General features: G+C 42.9%; 16 protein-coding genes. 1 reads left to right on the top strand and 15 read right to left on the bottom strand.

Annotated elements, in window-relative coordinates:
* Positions 1–21: 21 nt before the first annotated feature.
* From rlmF to purE, 4 genes are read right to left on the bottom strand one after another with little or no spacing between them, the layout of a single operon-like run.
* Positions 22–1008 (bottom strand): 23S rRNA (adenine(1618)-N(6))-methyltransferase RlmF, encoded by a 987-nt coding sequence (rlmF, locus tag J1N51_RS06275; RefSeq protein WP_232842876.1) that lies wholly within the window; start codon positions 1006–1008, stop codon positions 22–24.
* A gap of 32 nt (positions 1009–1040) precedes the next feature.
* The gene (locus J1N51_RS06270) at positions 1041–1649 is read right to left on the bottom strand and encodes a carbonic anhydrase (protein ID WP_208833079.1); all 609 of its coding nucleotides are present in this window, start codon (positions 1647–1649) and stop codon (positions 1041–1043) included.
* A gap of 28 nt (positions 1650–1677) precedes the next feature.
* Entirely contained in the window at positions 1678–2853 is a 1176-nt protein-coding gene (locus tag J1N51_RS06265) for a 5-(carboxyamino)imidazole ribonucleotide synthase (RefSeq protein WP_208833078.1), read from the bottom strand.
* A gap of 13 nt (positions 2854–2866) precedes the next feature.
* Entirely contained in the window at positions 2867–3352 is a 486-nt protein-coding gene (purE, locus tag J1N51_RS06260) for a 5-(carboxyamino)imidazole ribonucleotide mutase (protein ID WP_208833077.1), read from the bottom strand.
* A gap of 197 nt (positions 3353–3549) precedes the next feature.
* On the opposite strand from purE, the gene nhaA reads away from it, so the two are divergent.
* Positions 3550–4740, top strand: coding sequence for a Na+/H+ antiporter NhaA (gene nhaA, locus J1N51_RS06255; protein ID WP_208833076.1), 1191 nt, complete (start codon positions 3550–3552; stop codon positions 4738–4740).
* A gap of 93 nt (positions 4741–4833) precedes the next feature.
* On the opposite strand, the gene J1N51_RS06250 is transcribed toward nhaA, so the two are convergent.
* The 11 genes from J1N51_RS06250 to J1N51_RS06200 form a co-directional block, all read right to left on the bottom strand.
* Positions 4834–6189, bottom strand: coding sequence for a magnesium transporter (locus J1N51_RS06250; protein WP_232842875.1), 1356 nt, complete (start codon positions 6187–6189; stop codon positions 4834–4836).
* Positions 6182–7045, bottom strand: a complete 864-nt coding sequence (locus tag J1N51_RS06245; RefSeq protein ID WP_208833075.1) for a mechanosensitive ion channel family protein — start codon at positions 7043–7045, stop codon at positions 6182–6184. Before J1N51_RS06245 ends, J1N51_RS06250 begins: the two co-directional genes overlap by 8 nt.
* Before the next feature lie 175 nt (positions 7046–7220).
* Positions 7221–8474 (bottom strand): SAM-dependent methyltransferase, encoded by a 1254-nt coding sequence (locus tag J1N51_RS06240; protein WP_208833074.1) that lies wholly within the window; start codon positions 8472–8474, stop codon positions 7221–7223.
* Between the two features lie 76 nt (positions 8475–8550).
* Positions 8551–9402, bottom strand: a complete 852-nt coding sequence (locus J1N51_RS06235; RefSeq protein ID WP_208833073.1) for a DUF1365 domain-containing protein — start codon at positions 9400–9402, stop codon at positions 8551–8553.
* Positions 9399–10652 carry an NAD(P)/FAD-dependent oxidoreductase gene (locus J1N51_RS06230; protein ID WP_208833072.1) on the bottom strand — a complete coding sequence of 418 codons (1254 nt, stop codon included), beginning with the start codon at positions 10650–10652 and terminating at the stop codon, positions 9399–9401. The genes J1N51_RS06235 and J1N51_RS06230 overlap by 4 nt, the downstream gene beginning before the upstream one ends.
* Before the next feature lie 33 nt (positions 10653–10685).
* Positions 10686–11420 carry an SDR family NAD(P)-dependent oxidoreductase gene (locus tag J1N51_RS06225; protein WP_208833071.1) on the bottom strand — a complete coding sequence of 245 codons (735 nt, stop codon included), beginning with the start codon at positions 11418–11420 and terminating at the stop codon, positions 10686–10688.
* 51 nt (positions 11421–11471) lie between these two features.
* Positions 11472–11939 (bottom strand): nuclear transport factor 2 family protein, encoded by a 468-nt coding sequence (locus J1N51_RS06220; RefSeq protein WP_208833070.1) that lies wholly within the window; start codon positions 11937–11939, stop codon positions 11472–11474.
* Positions 11940–11943: 4 nt separating this feature from the next.
* On the bottom strand, positions 11944–13374 hold the full coding sequence (phrB, locus tag J1N51_RS06215) for a deoxyribodipyrimidine photo-lyase (RefSeq protein ID WP_208833069.1): 1431 nt from the start codon (positions 13372–13374) through the stop codon (positions 11944–11946).
* 2 nt (positions 13375–13376) lie between these two features.
* A complete protein-coding gene (locus tag J1N51_RS06210; protein WP_208833068.1) occupies positions 13377–14327 on the bottom strand; it encodes a YbgA family protein in 951 nt (316 codons plus the stop codon).
* Positions 14328–14525: 198 nt separating this feature from the next.
* Positions 14526–15218 carry a ChrR family anti-sigma-E factor gene (locus tag J1N51_RS06205; protein WP_208833067.1) on the bottom strand — a complete coding sequence of 231 codons (693 nt, stop codon included), beginning with the start codon at positions 15216–15218 and terminating at the stop codon, positions 14526–14528.
* On the bottom strand, positions 15211–15852 hold the full coding sequence (locus J1N51_RS06200; RefSeq protein WP_232842874.1) for a sigma-70 family RNA polymerase sigma factor: 642 nt from the start codon (positions 15850–15852) through the stop codon (positions 15211–15213). Before J1N51_RS06200 ends, J1N51_RS06205 begins: the two co-directional genes overlap by 8 nt.
* Positions 15853–15933 lie beyond the last annotated feature (81 nt).

The raw sequence follows: 15933 nt of genomic DNA, 5'->3' as shown, positions 1-15933 counted from the left end.
TGGCAACGTCGACCATAAAACTTAAGTGGGACGACGTTGGCTAAAGTACTGTTGACGTTCGAGTTCGGTTTTAAAAGTCCAGGCGACAAATCGGCTGATTTTACTGCCTTGACCCATTTGAATGATTTTTATTTTGGCCGGCTTTATTTTAGCCAGTTGGGCCTTGATTGCAGTGAGGCTGTCTTTTTTGGCAACCAAACTAGAAAACCATACCACTTGATGCTGATACAAGACACTTTCTTCAATCATATTACATACGAATTCAACCTCACCACCCGGGCACCATAACTCACTGTTTTGTCCACCAAAGTTTAGACCGTGAGAGGATTTATGTTGTTTTAAATGTTGATTGCGACGCAGGTTCTTTTGTTTTTGTTGGCTACCTTGCTCTGCTTCTTCGGCAGACTTATGAAACGGTGGGTTACATAGGCTAAAGGCATACTCTTGATCTGCCTTTATCACACCTTTAAAAAAGTGCTGAGGGGATGATTGACTTACCAACTTTACGTCGCTCTTTAGCAAGCGATTACTTTGAATCAGGGTTTTGGCACATTGGATTGATGTAGGGTTTACATCCGAGGCTACAAATGACCACTGATACTCACTGCGGCCAATAATTGGATAAACCAAGTTGGCTCCGGTACCGATATCGATACCCTTAAAGCGCTTACCTTTAGGTAATTGACCTTGGTTGTCTTCTGCCAACAAATCAGCAAGGTGGTGAATATAATCCGCTCTGCCGGGAATGGGCGGGCACAAAAACTGATCAGGCAACTGCCAAAAGTCCACCTTGTAATAGGCTAACAATAGGGCTCTGTTGAGTTCTTTTACGGCTTTAGGGTCTGAGAAGTTTATTGTTTTATGTTGGTTGTCTAACGTTGTGACGTGCGGATTTAGATCCGGGTTTGCCTTACAAAGCTCGTCAAAGTGATAAGCTACGCCATCAATGACTTGATGGCGATTTCTTGGGTGTAATTGTGGTTTCATATTGGTTAGCGTTAACGCCATTTACCTAATTGTTTGTGTAAATTACAAACCGACTATGCGTCAACAAACTCGCCTTTATCTTCATCATAGATTTCGACGTTTCCGGTTTTGATGTCGTACATCCAACCGTGAACTTGCACTTCTTTAGTACTCAATCGGGAAAAGACCGATGGATGTGTTTTTAAGTGATTCATCTGCAAAACAATATTTTGTTTTGTGACTTCGTCAAGATGCTCGTCGTTAAGGTGTTCGTGTCGGTGTTCAACCGCTTCTTTTGCGGCGCGGCAGTGATCAATCCACACTTTTACGTGTGGTAATGATTCGACGCTATCTGGTGCCATAGCGGCTTTCATTGCACCGCATGAGCTGTGGCCACAAATAATGATGTGTCTAACTTTTAATACCGATACGGCATATTCGATAGAAGCTGTCATACCACCGGTTTCATGAGAGTGTGGCGGTACAATGTTTCCGGCGTTGCGGCAGATGAATAGCTCACCAGGATTCGACTGTGTGATCAAGTTAGGATCAATTCGCGAATCCGAGCAGGTGATAAATAACACATCCGGATCTTGCATATCTGCCAATGCTTCAAACCTATCCTTGTGAATTGGATATACTTCTTCTTGAAACTTCTTAAGGCCGTGAATGATTTTGTCCATTAGCGTTTTCTACCCCATTAATAATTAATTATTGATTTAACAAAGGTGCCAAGTTTTTTGCTAAGCCTTCTGGAATAAAGGCTTTAACTTGCCTAACTGTTTGCAATAGTTGTTCAGCGGTATTACCAACAACATTGATGTGGCCCATTTTGCGTTTTGGGCGCACGCTTTTATCGTACCAGTGTAAGTGAACATTTGGCACTGCAAACAGGTCTGCTTTCGGTTTCGCATGACCGACATAGTTGATCATAGCGACGGGTGAAAGTACCTTAGTTGAGCCTAAAGGGAAGCCCGCTACCGCTCTAATGTGGTTTTCAAACTGACTGGTGGCACAACCTTGTTGAGTCCAGTGACCTGAGTTGTGGACGCGAGGCGCAATTTCATTAACCAACAAATCTTCGCCCACTTGGAAAAATTCAATAGCAAGCACACCACAATAATCTAATTGCTCAGAAATCTTTTTGTAAGCAATTTCAGCTTTTTGCTGTAACTCTGGAGTGACTTTAGGTGCGGGAGCGATAGATAAAACCAATTGGCCGTCGGCGTGGTGATTTTCAGTCAGCGGATAAAATAAATGGTTACCGTTTTTATCGGTGATACCTATTAAAGATAATTCTCGTTGAAAGTTGATACAACGCTCTGCAACGAGTGGCATTTTGTCGAAGTTATGACTGTGTAACTCTTGTTTAATATTGACAAAGTCTTGGTCCGAAAAAATACGCCATTGGCCATATCCGTCGTAACCATCTCGGCTGGTTTTTAGGATTATGCGCTCGCCTAATTCGGCTTTGGCTATCTCCAAATCATCGAGTTGACGAATAATCACGTGTTGGCAGTTATTTATGTTTAGCCCGGCTAATAACTGTTTTTCGACGATACGGTCAGCGCCTGCAGCAATGGCTTTGGCATTGGGTAAAAATTTACCTGTCGCTTCTGCCTTTTCGACTAATTCCAATGGCAAGTGTTCAAACTCAGAGGTTATCGCAACTGCCGCAGAAAAAGCTTCATCAACGGAAAGCGGCAATACGCTCTTGTTGACAGGATTTACGACTTCCTTGGTGTTAGCATTGACTGCGACAATGTTGAGACCAAGTTGAGTGGCTTCTAAATACATCATTCGAGCTAGTTGACCGTGTCCAAGAATAACGATCAAATCGGATTCGCTTTTTACAATTGAAGTGTCTGAAAAGTACGACTGAGCCATTGGGGTTTCCGTCTTAAAAGTCTAGTTTGTGATTTTCTAATACGTCTTGAGTTTGTTCTGATCTAAATTGTTTGATCTTTTCGCTGACATCTTGGTCACTCAAACCAATGATTTGAGCCGCTAGTAATCCTGCGTTTGCTGCACCCGCTTCACCAATTGCAAGCGTACCTACTGCAACACCTTTAGGCATTTGAACAATAGAATACAAAGAATCAACGCCACTTAACTTACTCGATTTTACCGGTACACCAAGGACTGGAAGGTGTGTATAAGCGGCAATCATGCCTGGTAAGTGAGCAGCACCACCAGCGCCAGCAATAATAACTTGGAATCCTTTGTCGGCGGCAGTTTCTGAAAATTCTTGGAGGAGGTGAGGAGTGCGGTGGGCGGAGACAACTTCGGCGTGATATTCGATGCCGAATCGATTTAACATGTCGGCGGCGTGTTTCATGGTTGGGCCATCGGACTGTGAGCCCATGACAATAGCAACTCTCTTCATCGTTTTCTCTTTAGTAGTCAAAGCGCTTAAATTGCACGACATTTTAACAAAGGTCTGAGTTTAGATCATTATGCAAATGATTGTAGTCATACAATATTTTTCCCAGTTCGAGTATTATCGACTAAATTTGTAAGAATAATAGTGAGATAGTCTCACTGTTATACTATTTATTGACCCTTGAATTTTTGAGAGCAAACATGAACCAGACTGACCACAGTTTTATCCGCCAGTTTTTCAAAATGGAATCCTCAGGCGGGATTTTACTGTTTTTATCTGCAATATTAGCCATTATCTGCGCAAATACTGCCCTTGTTGAGCATTACGAACTGTTTTTATCAACCCCTGTGGAAGTCAGAGTGGGTGCGTTGCATATCGCTAAGCCTTTACTACTTTGGATAAATGATGGCTTGATGGCGGTGTTCTTTTTCTTAGTTGGCCTTGAGTTAAAGCGTGAGCTAATGGAAGGAGAATTGTCGGATAAACGAAATATTATCTTACCGGGCGTAGGTGCGATCGGTGGTATGGCATTGCCAGCCTTAGTTTATGTGTATTTTAATCACGATGATCCTGTGGCTGTGCAAGGCTGGGCTATTCCAGCCGCAACGGATATTGCCTTTGCCCTTGGTGTTTTAACTTTACTGGGCTCTCGGGTGCCTGTTGCTCTGAAGGTGTTTTTGACGTCATTGGCAATCTTCGACGATATCGGAGCGATATTGATCATTGCCTTTTTCTATACCTCAAAAATATCCCTAGGGGCGTTGATTGTGGTGGCGTTGTGCTTACCATTACTGGCTTGGTTAAACAAAAAGAACGTGGTGTCGTACAGCCCATATATTTTCATCGGTATCGTCATGTGGGTGGCGACTTTAAAATCTGGCGTTCATGCGACTCTCGCAGGTGTAGTAATGGCCATGTTTATTCCTATGCGAAGTAAAGAAAACCCCGATTTCTCGCCTGTAAAAGAGCTCGAACACGACTTGCATTCCGTGGTCGCATTTTTTGTTTTACCGGTTTTTGCTTTTGCAAACGCGGGTCTTAACTTAACTGGTGTTGGCATCGAACAAGTCTTTCACAACGTTCCTGTGGGGATTGCTTTGGGCCTTATAATCGGTAAACAAGTTGGTATTTTTGGCTTGTGCTTTATTGCTATCAAACTGGGTCTTGCCTCCCTGCCTAAAGGGATGAATATGATGTCTTTGTACGGTACCGCAGCGCTTTGTGGTATTGGTTTTACCATGTCACTGTTTATTGGTGGTTTGGCGTTTGAAGAAACGGGCGTGAACTTACTGTTTGACGAGCGTCTGGGCATCATTGTTGGTTCGTTAATCAGCGGAGTAATTGGCTTTTTAGTCTTAAAGGCAAGCTTGAAAGACAAACCCACCGTCTAATGGGTCTAACTTATCACGTATAAAAAAACGCAGCTCCAAAGAAAGAGCTGCGTTTTTGTATGTAGACGCTATTCGTTTGCAATGTTTGCTCGGTTATATCAATACCAAAGATGCAGAGCCTAAAAAGACAAAAAATCCAACGACGTCTGTAACCGTAGTTAAAATAACAGAGCCCGCCAATGCAGGGTCGATATTTAATTTATCTAATGCAACAGGGATCAAAATACCAAACAAGGCAGCCACGAGCATATTGACTACCAGTGCTATGGCTATGACTCCTGATAACATCGCGTTTTCGAACCAAAGTCCCGTTAAAACCGCGACTAATACCGCCCATAGCACCCCATTGAGGCTAGCGACTCTTAGCTCTTTGTTTTGCAATAAGCTGATGTTGGCATCGCCTAATTGACCTGTGGCCAACCCTCTAATAGTTAGGGTTAAAGTCTGGCTACCGGTAATACCACCCATGCTTGCGACAATCGGCATTAATACCGCTAAGGCTACAACCTCGGCCAGTACAGTATCAAACACGCCAATGACAAAAGATGCCAAAAATGCAGTAGCTAGGTTAATACCTAGCCACACCGCTCTGCGTCGAGCACTGAGTAAAACCGGAGCAAATAAGTCTTCGTCGCTGACTTTACCTAAGTGAGCGATCTGTTCTTCATAGTGCTGTTGAAATACAATCAAGGCGTCGTTGACGTCAAATCGACCCAATAATTCACCGTGCTCGGTCACCACAGGTAACATCGACTTGTTGGTGTTTTTTAACTGGTTAGAGGCATCGAGCAAGCCATCTTCTGCTTTGATGATTTGCTCGGGAAAATGACTCAGGCCCATCACGCCTTCTTCCGGCTCTGCGCTAAACAACTCGTTAATGGTGATTTCACCTAATAACTTATTGTCTTCATCGACGATCAAAAATGAGTCTGTATAGTCTGGTAAGTCATTGCTTTTGAGCTCTGCACGTAATTCACCAACACTTAATCCAGTTGGAATTGTGTAGACGTCATGGTTGGCATAACGACCGACTTGATCCTCGTCGTAATTCAAGTTCGCTTTGATGTGAGCTTGGGTCTCTTTGGTCATCCGCTTAATAAGTCGAGTCGCGACTTTTTGCGGAAGAACATCAATAACCTCAATGGCTTCTTCTGCGGTACTATCTGCTAGCGCTTTGGATAGTTCTTTTGATGAAATACCACTAACAAACTGTTGTCGAGCGTCATCTCGCATCGCTGCAAGAATCGAACTGGTCTCTTTACCTTCTAGTTGTGGCCATATGATGATACGTTGCTCATTGGTCAAACTTTCTAGTAACCAAGCCCAGTCATCTACTTGAAACTCGTCGGTTAATCTAGGTAACAGAGCAGAGCTAACACCGTCGTTTTTTGCTTGTAGGCTCTCTTGAAGTTCCTCAAGAATTTCAATTCGTTGTTCTTTATTAACCACTGATTGTTTCTTCCTCAGAGGTAGACGCTATTTCTGGCGCTTTGTTTTTGTTTTGCAACAGTTGGTAATACAAGTCGTAAAACTCTTTGTTGAGTGACTGCTCAATTTGTTTGGCTTTGCTTGTCGGACAAAATACCGTAAATACAAATGCGGTTTTACCAATGTCAGTTGATTGGATTCGAATCGACGGTGCAGGACCTGAAATTTGAACCCCAAGACGATTTTCTATTAATTTGTTGTAGCGCTCTGCAACATCCGCAAACCCTAAGCAATAGCTCGATGCTTTTTCGATAAGGGGCTTAACCAAATCGTGTGGATTTAATTGCAGTCCATCCATAACCACTGAAAAACTATGGTTGGTATAGCGTTTCATGTAATTCATGTTTTTGATGGGCTGTGTCATCAATTGGTTATTAGGTAAAAATATGGTTTTACCTGTGTAAGCATATGTTTCTGAGTTGATCTCTAACACAGTTACTTTCGCCCAGTCTGTTGCGGCTACCTCGCCAAAGGATTGGTTTGTTTGAATCCAATCACCGACTCTAAAAGGACTGGTGGAGCTGATATACAAAAAGCCAATGAAGCACTGAATAAGTTCACGGGTAGCAAGAACGATAGCAACAACAAACGCGGCAATAGATAATGCGAAGTTTTGAAGTTCGTTACTCCAAAGCATCAACAAAGCAATAATAAAGATCATATTGACCGCATTTTTTGCGGTATTGATATGAATGCGTTTGTCGGTACTTTTGGCCTCAGAGTTGCGGTTGATGATTTTGATCAGACCAATTTTGGCTATCCATGCAATGGCCAATAATAAAAATGTGAAAAGTAATTGGCTGTTAATGGTGCTCACCTTTGATGTTTTTCCTTTTAAAAAATTACTGTTAAACGTAGACGGTTTTGAGTGAAAGTCGCAAGCCGATTGCGACCTTCTTTAAGGTTAGCATGCTAACTCTTTATCAGATAACAAAAAAGAAGCCGTGGCTTCTTTTTTTAATGACTAATTTGGGTTTTTGGCAAGGGAAGAATTATTTCCTTGCGACAAAATGGACAGTACTTGTAGCGCGCTGTAAAAATGCCCCTTCACAGTAACAAAGGTAGTAGTTCCAAAGGCGTTTAAATTTATCGTCAAAACCAAACTGAGTCAGCTCTGGCCACTTGTCGTTAAAGCGTTGACGCCATTCGTTTAGGGTCTTCGCATAGTCCAAACCAATGTCGTGTAATTCGTGTAGCACCATATCTGTGTCTTTACGCAAGTGAGTGGTCATTTTTTCAATGCTTGGCAAGCATCCGCCTGGGAAGATATAACGCTGAATAAAGTCGACATTGTTGCGATAGTGATCAAAGCGCTGATCGGCAATTGTGATTGCTTGGATAAGCATTTTACCGCCGGATTTCAACAAACTATTACACTTTCCAAAAAATTCGCTGTAATACTCAAAACCAACGGCTTCGATCATTTCAATAGATACGAGTTTGTCGTACTCACCCGTTAAGTTTCGATAATCTTCTTTTAATAAGGTGATTTTATTTTCTAGACCTAGGTCTTTGATCCTAGCTTGAGCGTAGTCGTGCTGTGCATCAGATATGGTCGTTGTAGTTACCTTACAGCCGTAGTTTTGAGCTGCAAAAATGGCAAGGCCACCCCAACCGCTGCCAATTTCAACTAAATGATCAGACTCTTTCAGTTCTAGCCTTTGGCAAATAAGGTTGAGCTTATTAAGCTGGGCAGCATCAAGATTGTCTGCATCCTCACTATAGATGGCGGCTGAATACATCATTTCAGGATCTAAAAAACGAGTATATAAGTCATTGCCTAGATCATAGTGGGCTAAGATATTTTCTTTAGAGCCGCTTTGGCTGTTCTTGTTACGCTTGTGAAACAATTTATTTTTCAGTTTGGTAAACCAAGACATGTGCTTTTCTAATTCATCAAGCTGTTGTTGGCAAACCGCGAACACTTCAATCAGCCTTGTTAGGTTTGGGCTAGACCATTGGTTATCAATATAAGCCTCGGCCGCGGCGATACTGCCTCCGGTTGCCAGTGATTTATAGACATTGGCATCGTGAATGTCTATTTGGGCTTGGAGGCTAGCGGACTCTTCCCCAAAAAAGTGAACGGATGGTTTGGTCGCTTCGTTTTGCTGGCTCATATCGCGAATCGTAATGCCCACACCAGTGATGCGACGCAACACGGTAAACACTAGTTTCTGATAAAGGTTATTCGCAAAGCTCGTGTTCAATGGCTTGTCGGCACTGATAGTCGAGGCTGTCTTTTCCATCGTAATTCCTTGGTTTACATCTCGTATTTAACTATTAAAAACTTAATTTTGTTATGTGATTCAATTAACTATAGCGCTATTTTGCGGTATTCGGCGAAGTGGTTCCCGGATGACCTATAAAAGGTACTCTTTTGGCGAACAACTTTGCGGCTTGCCAATAAATAGCTGCACTAATCTTTACGGTCATCATAGGAACTTTGATCAATAACTTGGTTAAGTTTGCTGACGTGAACGCTTGTTTTTTCAACGTCATAGTGGCGTCAAAGACTTTATATTGACCTGTCCCACTTTGCTGATCTGGGTGTTGCCAGTTTTCTATGTGGACATTGAGGTGTTTGGCTGGAGGGGTGATTTTCCAAACGTAATCCATATCCATTGGCATAAAAGGTGACACGTGAAATGCTTTAGGATTACGTAATTCGCAGCGCTCATTTTGTTTTGGGACATCGATGAGATAATAGTGTTTTTCGTTCCAAGGTGTATTACTCACCTCAGCGAGCATCGCAATACACTTGTCTTTGCGAGTGTTATGTCCGTGATAACAGAAGTATAAATTGATAGGACTAAAATAAACACCTAAGCAACGCGCTTGGGTCACCATGACTATTTTCAATTCGTCATTTTTACACCCATTTTCGAACTGCTGTTGTTTTGATAATGGGCTCGTAAGTGTCAGCTGTTTTAATTTGTCGATTACAGATGTTTTAATAGTGTGTTTGGTTGAGCCAAAGTGATCTTTGTTGGTTATTTTAAATGGATTAAACCAACGCTCACCTATTAACGCAAAGCGCTTAAATAGGGTAGGTGCCTCGTCGAGATCTAATGCGAACATATACATGTTGTACCCAAACTGGTGGACTTTAGGACTAAACCTGCGATGGCGGACTATGCCTTTGTATATGCCACTATTAAATTCATCTGGGATCATAACTGGCACCCGAATCGTTTTCCGACATCGACCGCACTTCGTACTCCATCTTCATGGAAACCGTTGTACCAATACGCACCGACAAAGTGGGTACGGTTGTGACCGCAGATCCTGCTGCGTTCTTGTTGAGCTTTTTGTGACTCAGTGCTGAAGACCGGATGTGCGTAGTTAAAGCGTCTTAATACTTTGTTTGGGTCAATCTCGTCTGACTTGTTTAGGGTCACGCAGAAAGTAGTATCAGACTCTATTCCTTGCAAAATATTCATGTTGTAGGTCAGTGTTGCAAGGGCGTCTTGGTCTTCCGATAACAAATAGTTCCAGCTTGCCCAGGCCAATTCACGTTTCGGGAGCATATTGGTGTCGGTATGCAGGACAACCTCATTGTTTACATAGGGCAATCTACCTAATACATCTTGTTCTGCTTCTGTTGGTGTCGCTAGCAGTGCCAACGCTTGATCGGAATGACAAGCAAACACCACCTCATCAAATGACTGGCGCTCGCCATCGGTAAACACCAAAGTAACATTGTGCTCGTTGCGCTCGACTGTTTGAATTTGGCTATTGAGCTGCACAGGATTTTTAAACTGGCTGACAAGTGGCTCAATGTAACTTTTGGAGCCTCCAGGGATCACATACCACTGTGGACGATCTTGAATGTTTAACAGACCGTGGTTGTAAAAAAACTGAATAAAAAACTTTAGCTCAAACTGCTTAACTTGGTTGAGGCTCGACGACCAAATTGCGGCGGCCATTGGCAAAATATAATTTTGAGCAAAATAGTCGTTGTAGTTATGCTCTTTTAAGAAGTCACCTAGATTGACGCCTGGCTGAATCGCTTTGTTCTCATAAAGTGACTTACACTGCTTGTTAAACCTTAATATTTGGCGGATAAGAGACCAGAATTTTGGATTGACGATATTGCGACGCTGCGCAAATAAGGTATTTAAGTTGTTACCATTGTACTCTAAACCACTTAATAGGTTGTGAACGCTAAAGCTCATTTCAGTTGCTTGTTTGTCCATGCCGAGTTGGTCGAGTAATTTTAAAAAATTCGGATACGTTTTGTCATTAAAGACGATGAACCCTGTGTCAATCTTGTAATCTTTGCCATTGTGTTGGACATCTATTGTAGCGGTATGACCACCGATATAGTCGTTGGCTTCAAACACTTGGACGTCGTGTTGCTGATTCAATAAGTAGGCGGTTGTTAATCCTGAGATCCCCGATCCTATTACTGCTACTTTTTTCATTTTATATCCTAGTTAAATCGTTCCAAATCAGGGTTAGTTCTGATCACTGTTAAGCATTATTTTTCGCCACCATTTGGCGGGTAAGCATTTAGCGACTCTGAGTGACCAGATTAGTCGCTTGGGAAAAGCGATATGTCTTTGGCGCTTTTCGATACCTTGGTAAATACGTTCTGCGGCTTCGTCACTGGTCATCAAAAACGGCATAGAAAAATCATTTTTATCGGTCAAAGGGGTTTTTATAAACCCAGGTAACACCAGAGATACATCGATATTGTGAGGCTGTAAATCGATGTACAATGAATCTGCTAAATAAGCGATTCCGGCCTTTGAAGCCCCGTATGCTTGTGCCCTAGTAAACGGAACCATGGAGGCCGATGACCCAACTAAAACCAATTGTGCGGTGTCGGTTTCGCGATTGAGTTGCGGTAAAATCTGTTGCAATAGACTACCCACCGATGTCAGGTTGATATCGATAACACGTTTGAATAAATCTGCGTCAAAGTTAAGCGCATCATCTATGTATTCACAATCACCTGCGTTTAAAATTGCAATGTCAATCGGGTCTAAGTTTGCCAGTACCGACTTCACTTCTGATGTATTGAGCTGGTCAAATTGAAGCGCTTCAATTCCACCGTGTTGAGCTAACTCATTGAGCTTTTCTTGGTTACGTCCACAGGCGTATACGCTATGGCCTCTGCCAGCGTAGAGCTCGGCTAGACTTTTACCAATTCCAGACGTTGCGCCTGTGATCAATACTCGTTTACTCATGGTGTTCTCCTCAGTGCATCGCTTGTTGGGCGGCTGCTAAGCTGTAACTCGTTAGCCAATTCGGCTCTTAATCGCTTTAATGATGGACCCAATAATTGGCACGTGCTCATAAACCATGCTGCTGACATCAAAATAGTCTCGTTGGTATACGACTTTACCTTCGGTTTCTTTAAGTAGGCTGTGCCCTTCTACGACGACATCTTGACCAGATTTTATTTTTTTGTGACTGAAGGTCATTGTCCAATAAATTGCGGCTTGATGGCCATTAGCGACAGTGTTGGTGATGACAAACTGGCACTGGTTCATGTTGAGATATAAGTTATTGAAGTAGTCTTGAAGTTGGTTAAGGCCTTCGATTTTATGAACGGGGTCGACAAACACCACATTGTCTTGATAAATCTCAGCCAATCGATCTAGGTTGCCGGCGTGAAGTTCGTTGTAGGTATTAACATAGGTACGCAACCAGTCCGGTTGATAAGGGACCTCGTCGCTGGCTGAATAAGTCGTCGGGGAAGACATCTTGTTATTTCTCGCTACTTTTATAAAAATCTAATGCGTTTTCTCGAGCTGTTTTGTGCTCGACTATCGCAGGCCAATAAACATTACTTTTTTCCGCCTTTAACACCTTGTGCGGAAAGTGAATATCTTTATTCGAAAAGTTTTTTAATTCAGGTAAATAGCTACGAATAAAAGTGCCCTCAGGATCAAATTTTTGGCTTTGGGTTATCGGATTAAATATTCGAAAGTAAGGTTGTGCGTCACAGCCGGTGCCCGCAGCCCATTGCCAACCGCCATTGTTGTTGGCCAAGTCGTAATCAATTAAGTGCTGAGCAAAAAATGCTTCGCCTAAACGCCAATCGATCAATAGATGTTTGGTCAAAAAACTTGCGACGATCATTCTCAAGCGATTGTGCATCCAACCAGTTTGAACAAGCTGTCGCATGGCAGCATCGACGATAGGGTAACCGGTTTTGCCTTCTTTCCACGCTTTAAATAAAAACGGGTTGTTAGGCCAGTCTAAACGGTCATATTTGTCGTTAAAGTTGTTGTGCTTGCACAGCGCTGGGAAGTGGAACAATAGATGCCGATAGAAGTCGCGCCAAATAATTTGATTTAACCAGGCAAACTCAGCAACACTTTGGTTGTCCAAAATATTAGGCACGTTATGCATCAGCTGGAATACTAAGCGTTTGGGGCTTACCGCACCGATTGCTAGGTATGGTGATAGCTTAGAGGTACCGTTGATAGATGGGATATCTCTATCTTCGCCGTATCGAGCAATTTTTTGATAAAAATCCGGGACTAACTCTGTGCGAAGCTCTGTCACGAGTGGCCAAGCACTCGAGTCCACTTTGTCGGCCTCAAATACTATGTCTGGGGACTTTATATCCCCATTGGCTAAATCGGAGCTTTGATATTCAATCAGTGCGCGTTTTGAATCTGCTAACGCAAAGCCTTGATTGATAACTACGGACAACCACTCTCGTTTAAAAGGAGTAAAGACTTTGTACATTTCACCTTGTTTGTTGCGGACCTCACCCTTACTGGCAACCACATCTGCTTCAAAGGTAAAAAACTCAGTTCCCAAGAGTTGGTCGCGAACTCGCTCATCTCTTTTTACTTCGTTGATTTCTAACTCTGCATTAGCGTACAAGCCCACAACGTTATCGCGTTGGCAGAGCTCTACGATAAGCTCAACTTGCTCTGAAAAATCTTTGCAGTGAGCTAGTTCAAATTCGATCCCGTGGGCTGTGAGTTTGTCTGCGACAAGTTGGACATGTCGCTCAAGAAAATCCACTTGAATTGCAGCTCGATCGTGCTTTTTCCATTGTTCTGGAGTGCTAATAAACAGTGCTTTAACGGCCCGGTTATTGGCTAAACTGTCTTTTATAGCAGCCTCAAGCGCGGGATTATCGTCCAGTCGAATGTCCGTTCTAAACCATATAATATTCATTGTTATAATCCGTATCGCAAGCGCAAATCCGCAGGGTAAGGGTCAAGGTATCTTTGATTGCCGATGTATTCATTAGGATGAATGCGCTGGTAGTGTTTGAGCAATGTCAAAGGGGCCATCAACGGAACCAAGCCTTGTCGATACTGTTCGATTTGTTCGGTTAACTCGGCTTTTTCTTCTTTTTGCATATGCTTACTGAAATAGCCTTGGATGTGCATTAGTGTGTTTGCATGAGCTCGACGACTGGCGATTTTTTTCAACGCAATCATAAAGTTTACTATGTAGTGTGATGCTAGCTCTTCGGTTGGTAAGTCACTTGTGCCTAAAAAGTTACCTAGCTCTTTATAATCCTTTTGACTATGGCTTAGGAGCATGTACTTATGTCTTGCATGAAATTGCAAAATATTGTGTTTGGTCAGGTCGGCTTCGACGTTTTTCTTCCAGTCGTCATAGGCAAACACTCGCTGTACAAAGTTTTCGCGAATGTTGGGATCATTGAGTCGGCCATTTTCTTCGCAAGGCAATGCTGGGTTGTGCTCCATGATTTGTTTGGCAAACATGCCGACTCCCGTCATTTCACTGCCTGTCGCTTTGTGATCTTCATCGATGTGATAAATTTTGACTCGCTCCATGCCACAGCTTGGGCTTTTAGCGGTAAAAATAAACCCACTTAAGTCACCAGACGCTTTGGCAACTTTTTGGCCATACTCAGCAAGCGCTTCGGTTACATCTCCTGAGCCATCTGGTCGGCATACTTTAATGACGCCATTGTCTATAACTTGTCGAATCGTTGGTCTTGGGATAGGTAAACCGATAGCGACCTCTGGACAAAAGGTTTTAAATTCGACATGACGGGCGAGTTCGTTCATAACGAAGTTCGACTTTTTGTGACTTTTATCAAATCTAACCTCTTGGCCCGCTAAACAAGCACTTAAACCTATTATGATGGACATTGATTTTCCTAAAAAATTAACGCACTGGATGTCTATTAGAATAGCGTACGCTAAGAAATATGCACGGGATCAACACACTGATTTGATTGATTAATTTTGCACCAGAGTCGCAGTCAAAAAAAAGCCACAGTAAAGAGGTTACTGTGGCTGGAGACCCAAAGTAGTGGGCTTTGGGAGAGGGGGATAGTCACTGTCTCGTTAGTACAGCAAACTACCAATCGGGTTAAACAGCTTATGGAAGCCTTCGGTAAACTGCAGAGCGTCATCGGCGACTGTGTAACACAAGCAACCTTCGATGGTTTTGGGCTTGTGATTGTGCGCGCCATCTAACTCGATGAAGTCGCCAGCTACATAGGTACCCATTTCGTCTTCAAAACTACCATCTAACAAAAGCGTAATCTCAAAACCTTTGTGTGTATGAGTCGGGACCTCTCCACCAGCATCTATGTGTAATAAATGACTGTGCAATGGACCTTCGTCTAAGTTAAGACTACTTCTCGATAGTTTTCCGAGGTTCAGCCAGTTGGACATTCGCACGTTGTTGAGCGCTTTTGGAAGCTCGTAATTTTTATCTTTAATCCGGATCAAGGCGCTCTTCGAGACTGCCTGCTCGGATATTTCATCGTCGGCAGTTATCGCATCGATCATGTTTCCAAAATCCATGCTCGCCATGTCACTCGTAATAATATTGTCTTCTATACCGTCGTCAAACGAGCTTGACTCCATTTCTGCGAACTCTTGGATTGCCAATCGTTGAGTCAACTCTGCAATTTTGTCTCGACATTGCTCGCACATTTGCGAGTGGATTGATACGCCGATAGCCACAGACGCGGGTAAATCGCCCGCTACAAACCCGGCTAGTAAATTCAGGCTTGGATGGTGTTTAATCATTATCGGCTCCCAACTGCTGTTTTAACTTTGTTACTGCCAATCGAATACGAGACTTAACGGTGCCCACGGGGATATTCAATTGTTTTGCTAACTCTTCGTGTGTTAATTGTTTAAAATATACCGCCGTCAACGCTTCTTGTTGATTTGGCGGAAGTTTCTTAACGAGTTCGGACAGCTGTCTACTCATTAAGTGGTCCTGAAACGGAATTTCTTCTGAAATTTGGTCTTCAATTGGCCAGATGTCATCGCTCAGAGATTCTGCTTGTTGCGTTTTGTTCTTTCGCATCGCATCGAAGATGACGTTACGCATCACTGTATATACCCAAGTCGTCGCTGCACCTTTCTCAGGCGAGAACAAATGCGCTTTTCGCCAAACTCTCGTCATTGTTTCTTGCGTGATATCAAAACCGGCAGCGTCATTATTAAGTTTTTGAGCTGCTATACGTTTGATTTTCGGCGCAAACCACGCAAACAATTTGGCAAAAGCCTGCTTGTCTCTGTCGGCTGCGACAGCCATCAGATAGTCACTTAATTCTGCGGGTGCCTTGTCTTCGTTTTGGCTTTTCATCCGTCTCGACTTAATCGTTGACGTGTCCCGATGAGAATTTTGACTCAGAGTGTGCTGTTGATTCATGTCATACCTCTTTCGCGTACTTAAAGAGGATAACGCTCAGATACTCACATCGGATCACTTAAGTGTGAAAAATATTTAGCC

The organism is Psychrosphaera ytuae (assembly GCF_017638545.1).
GTDB lineage: Bacteria > Pseudomonadota > Gammaproteobacteria > Enterobacterales > Alteromonadaceae > Psychrosphaera > Psychrosphaera ytuae.
This window is presented reverse-complemented; position numbering and strand designations above follow the sequence as displayed.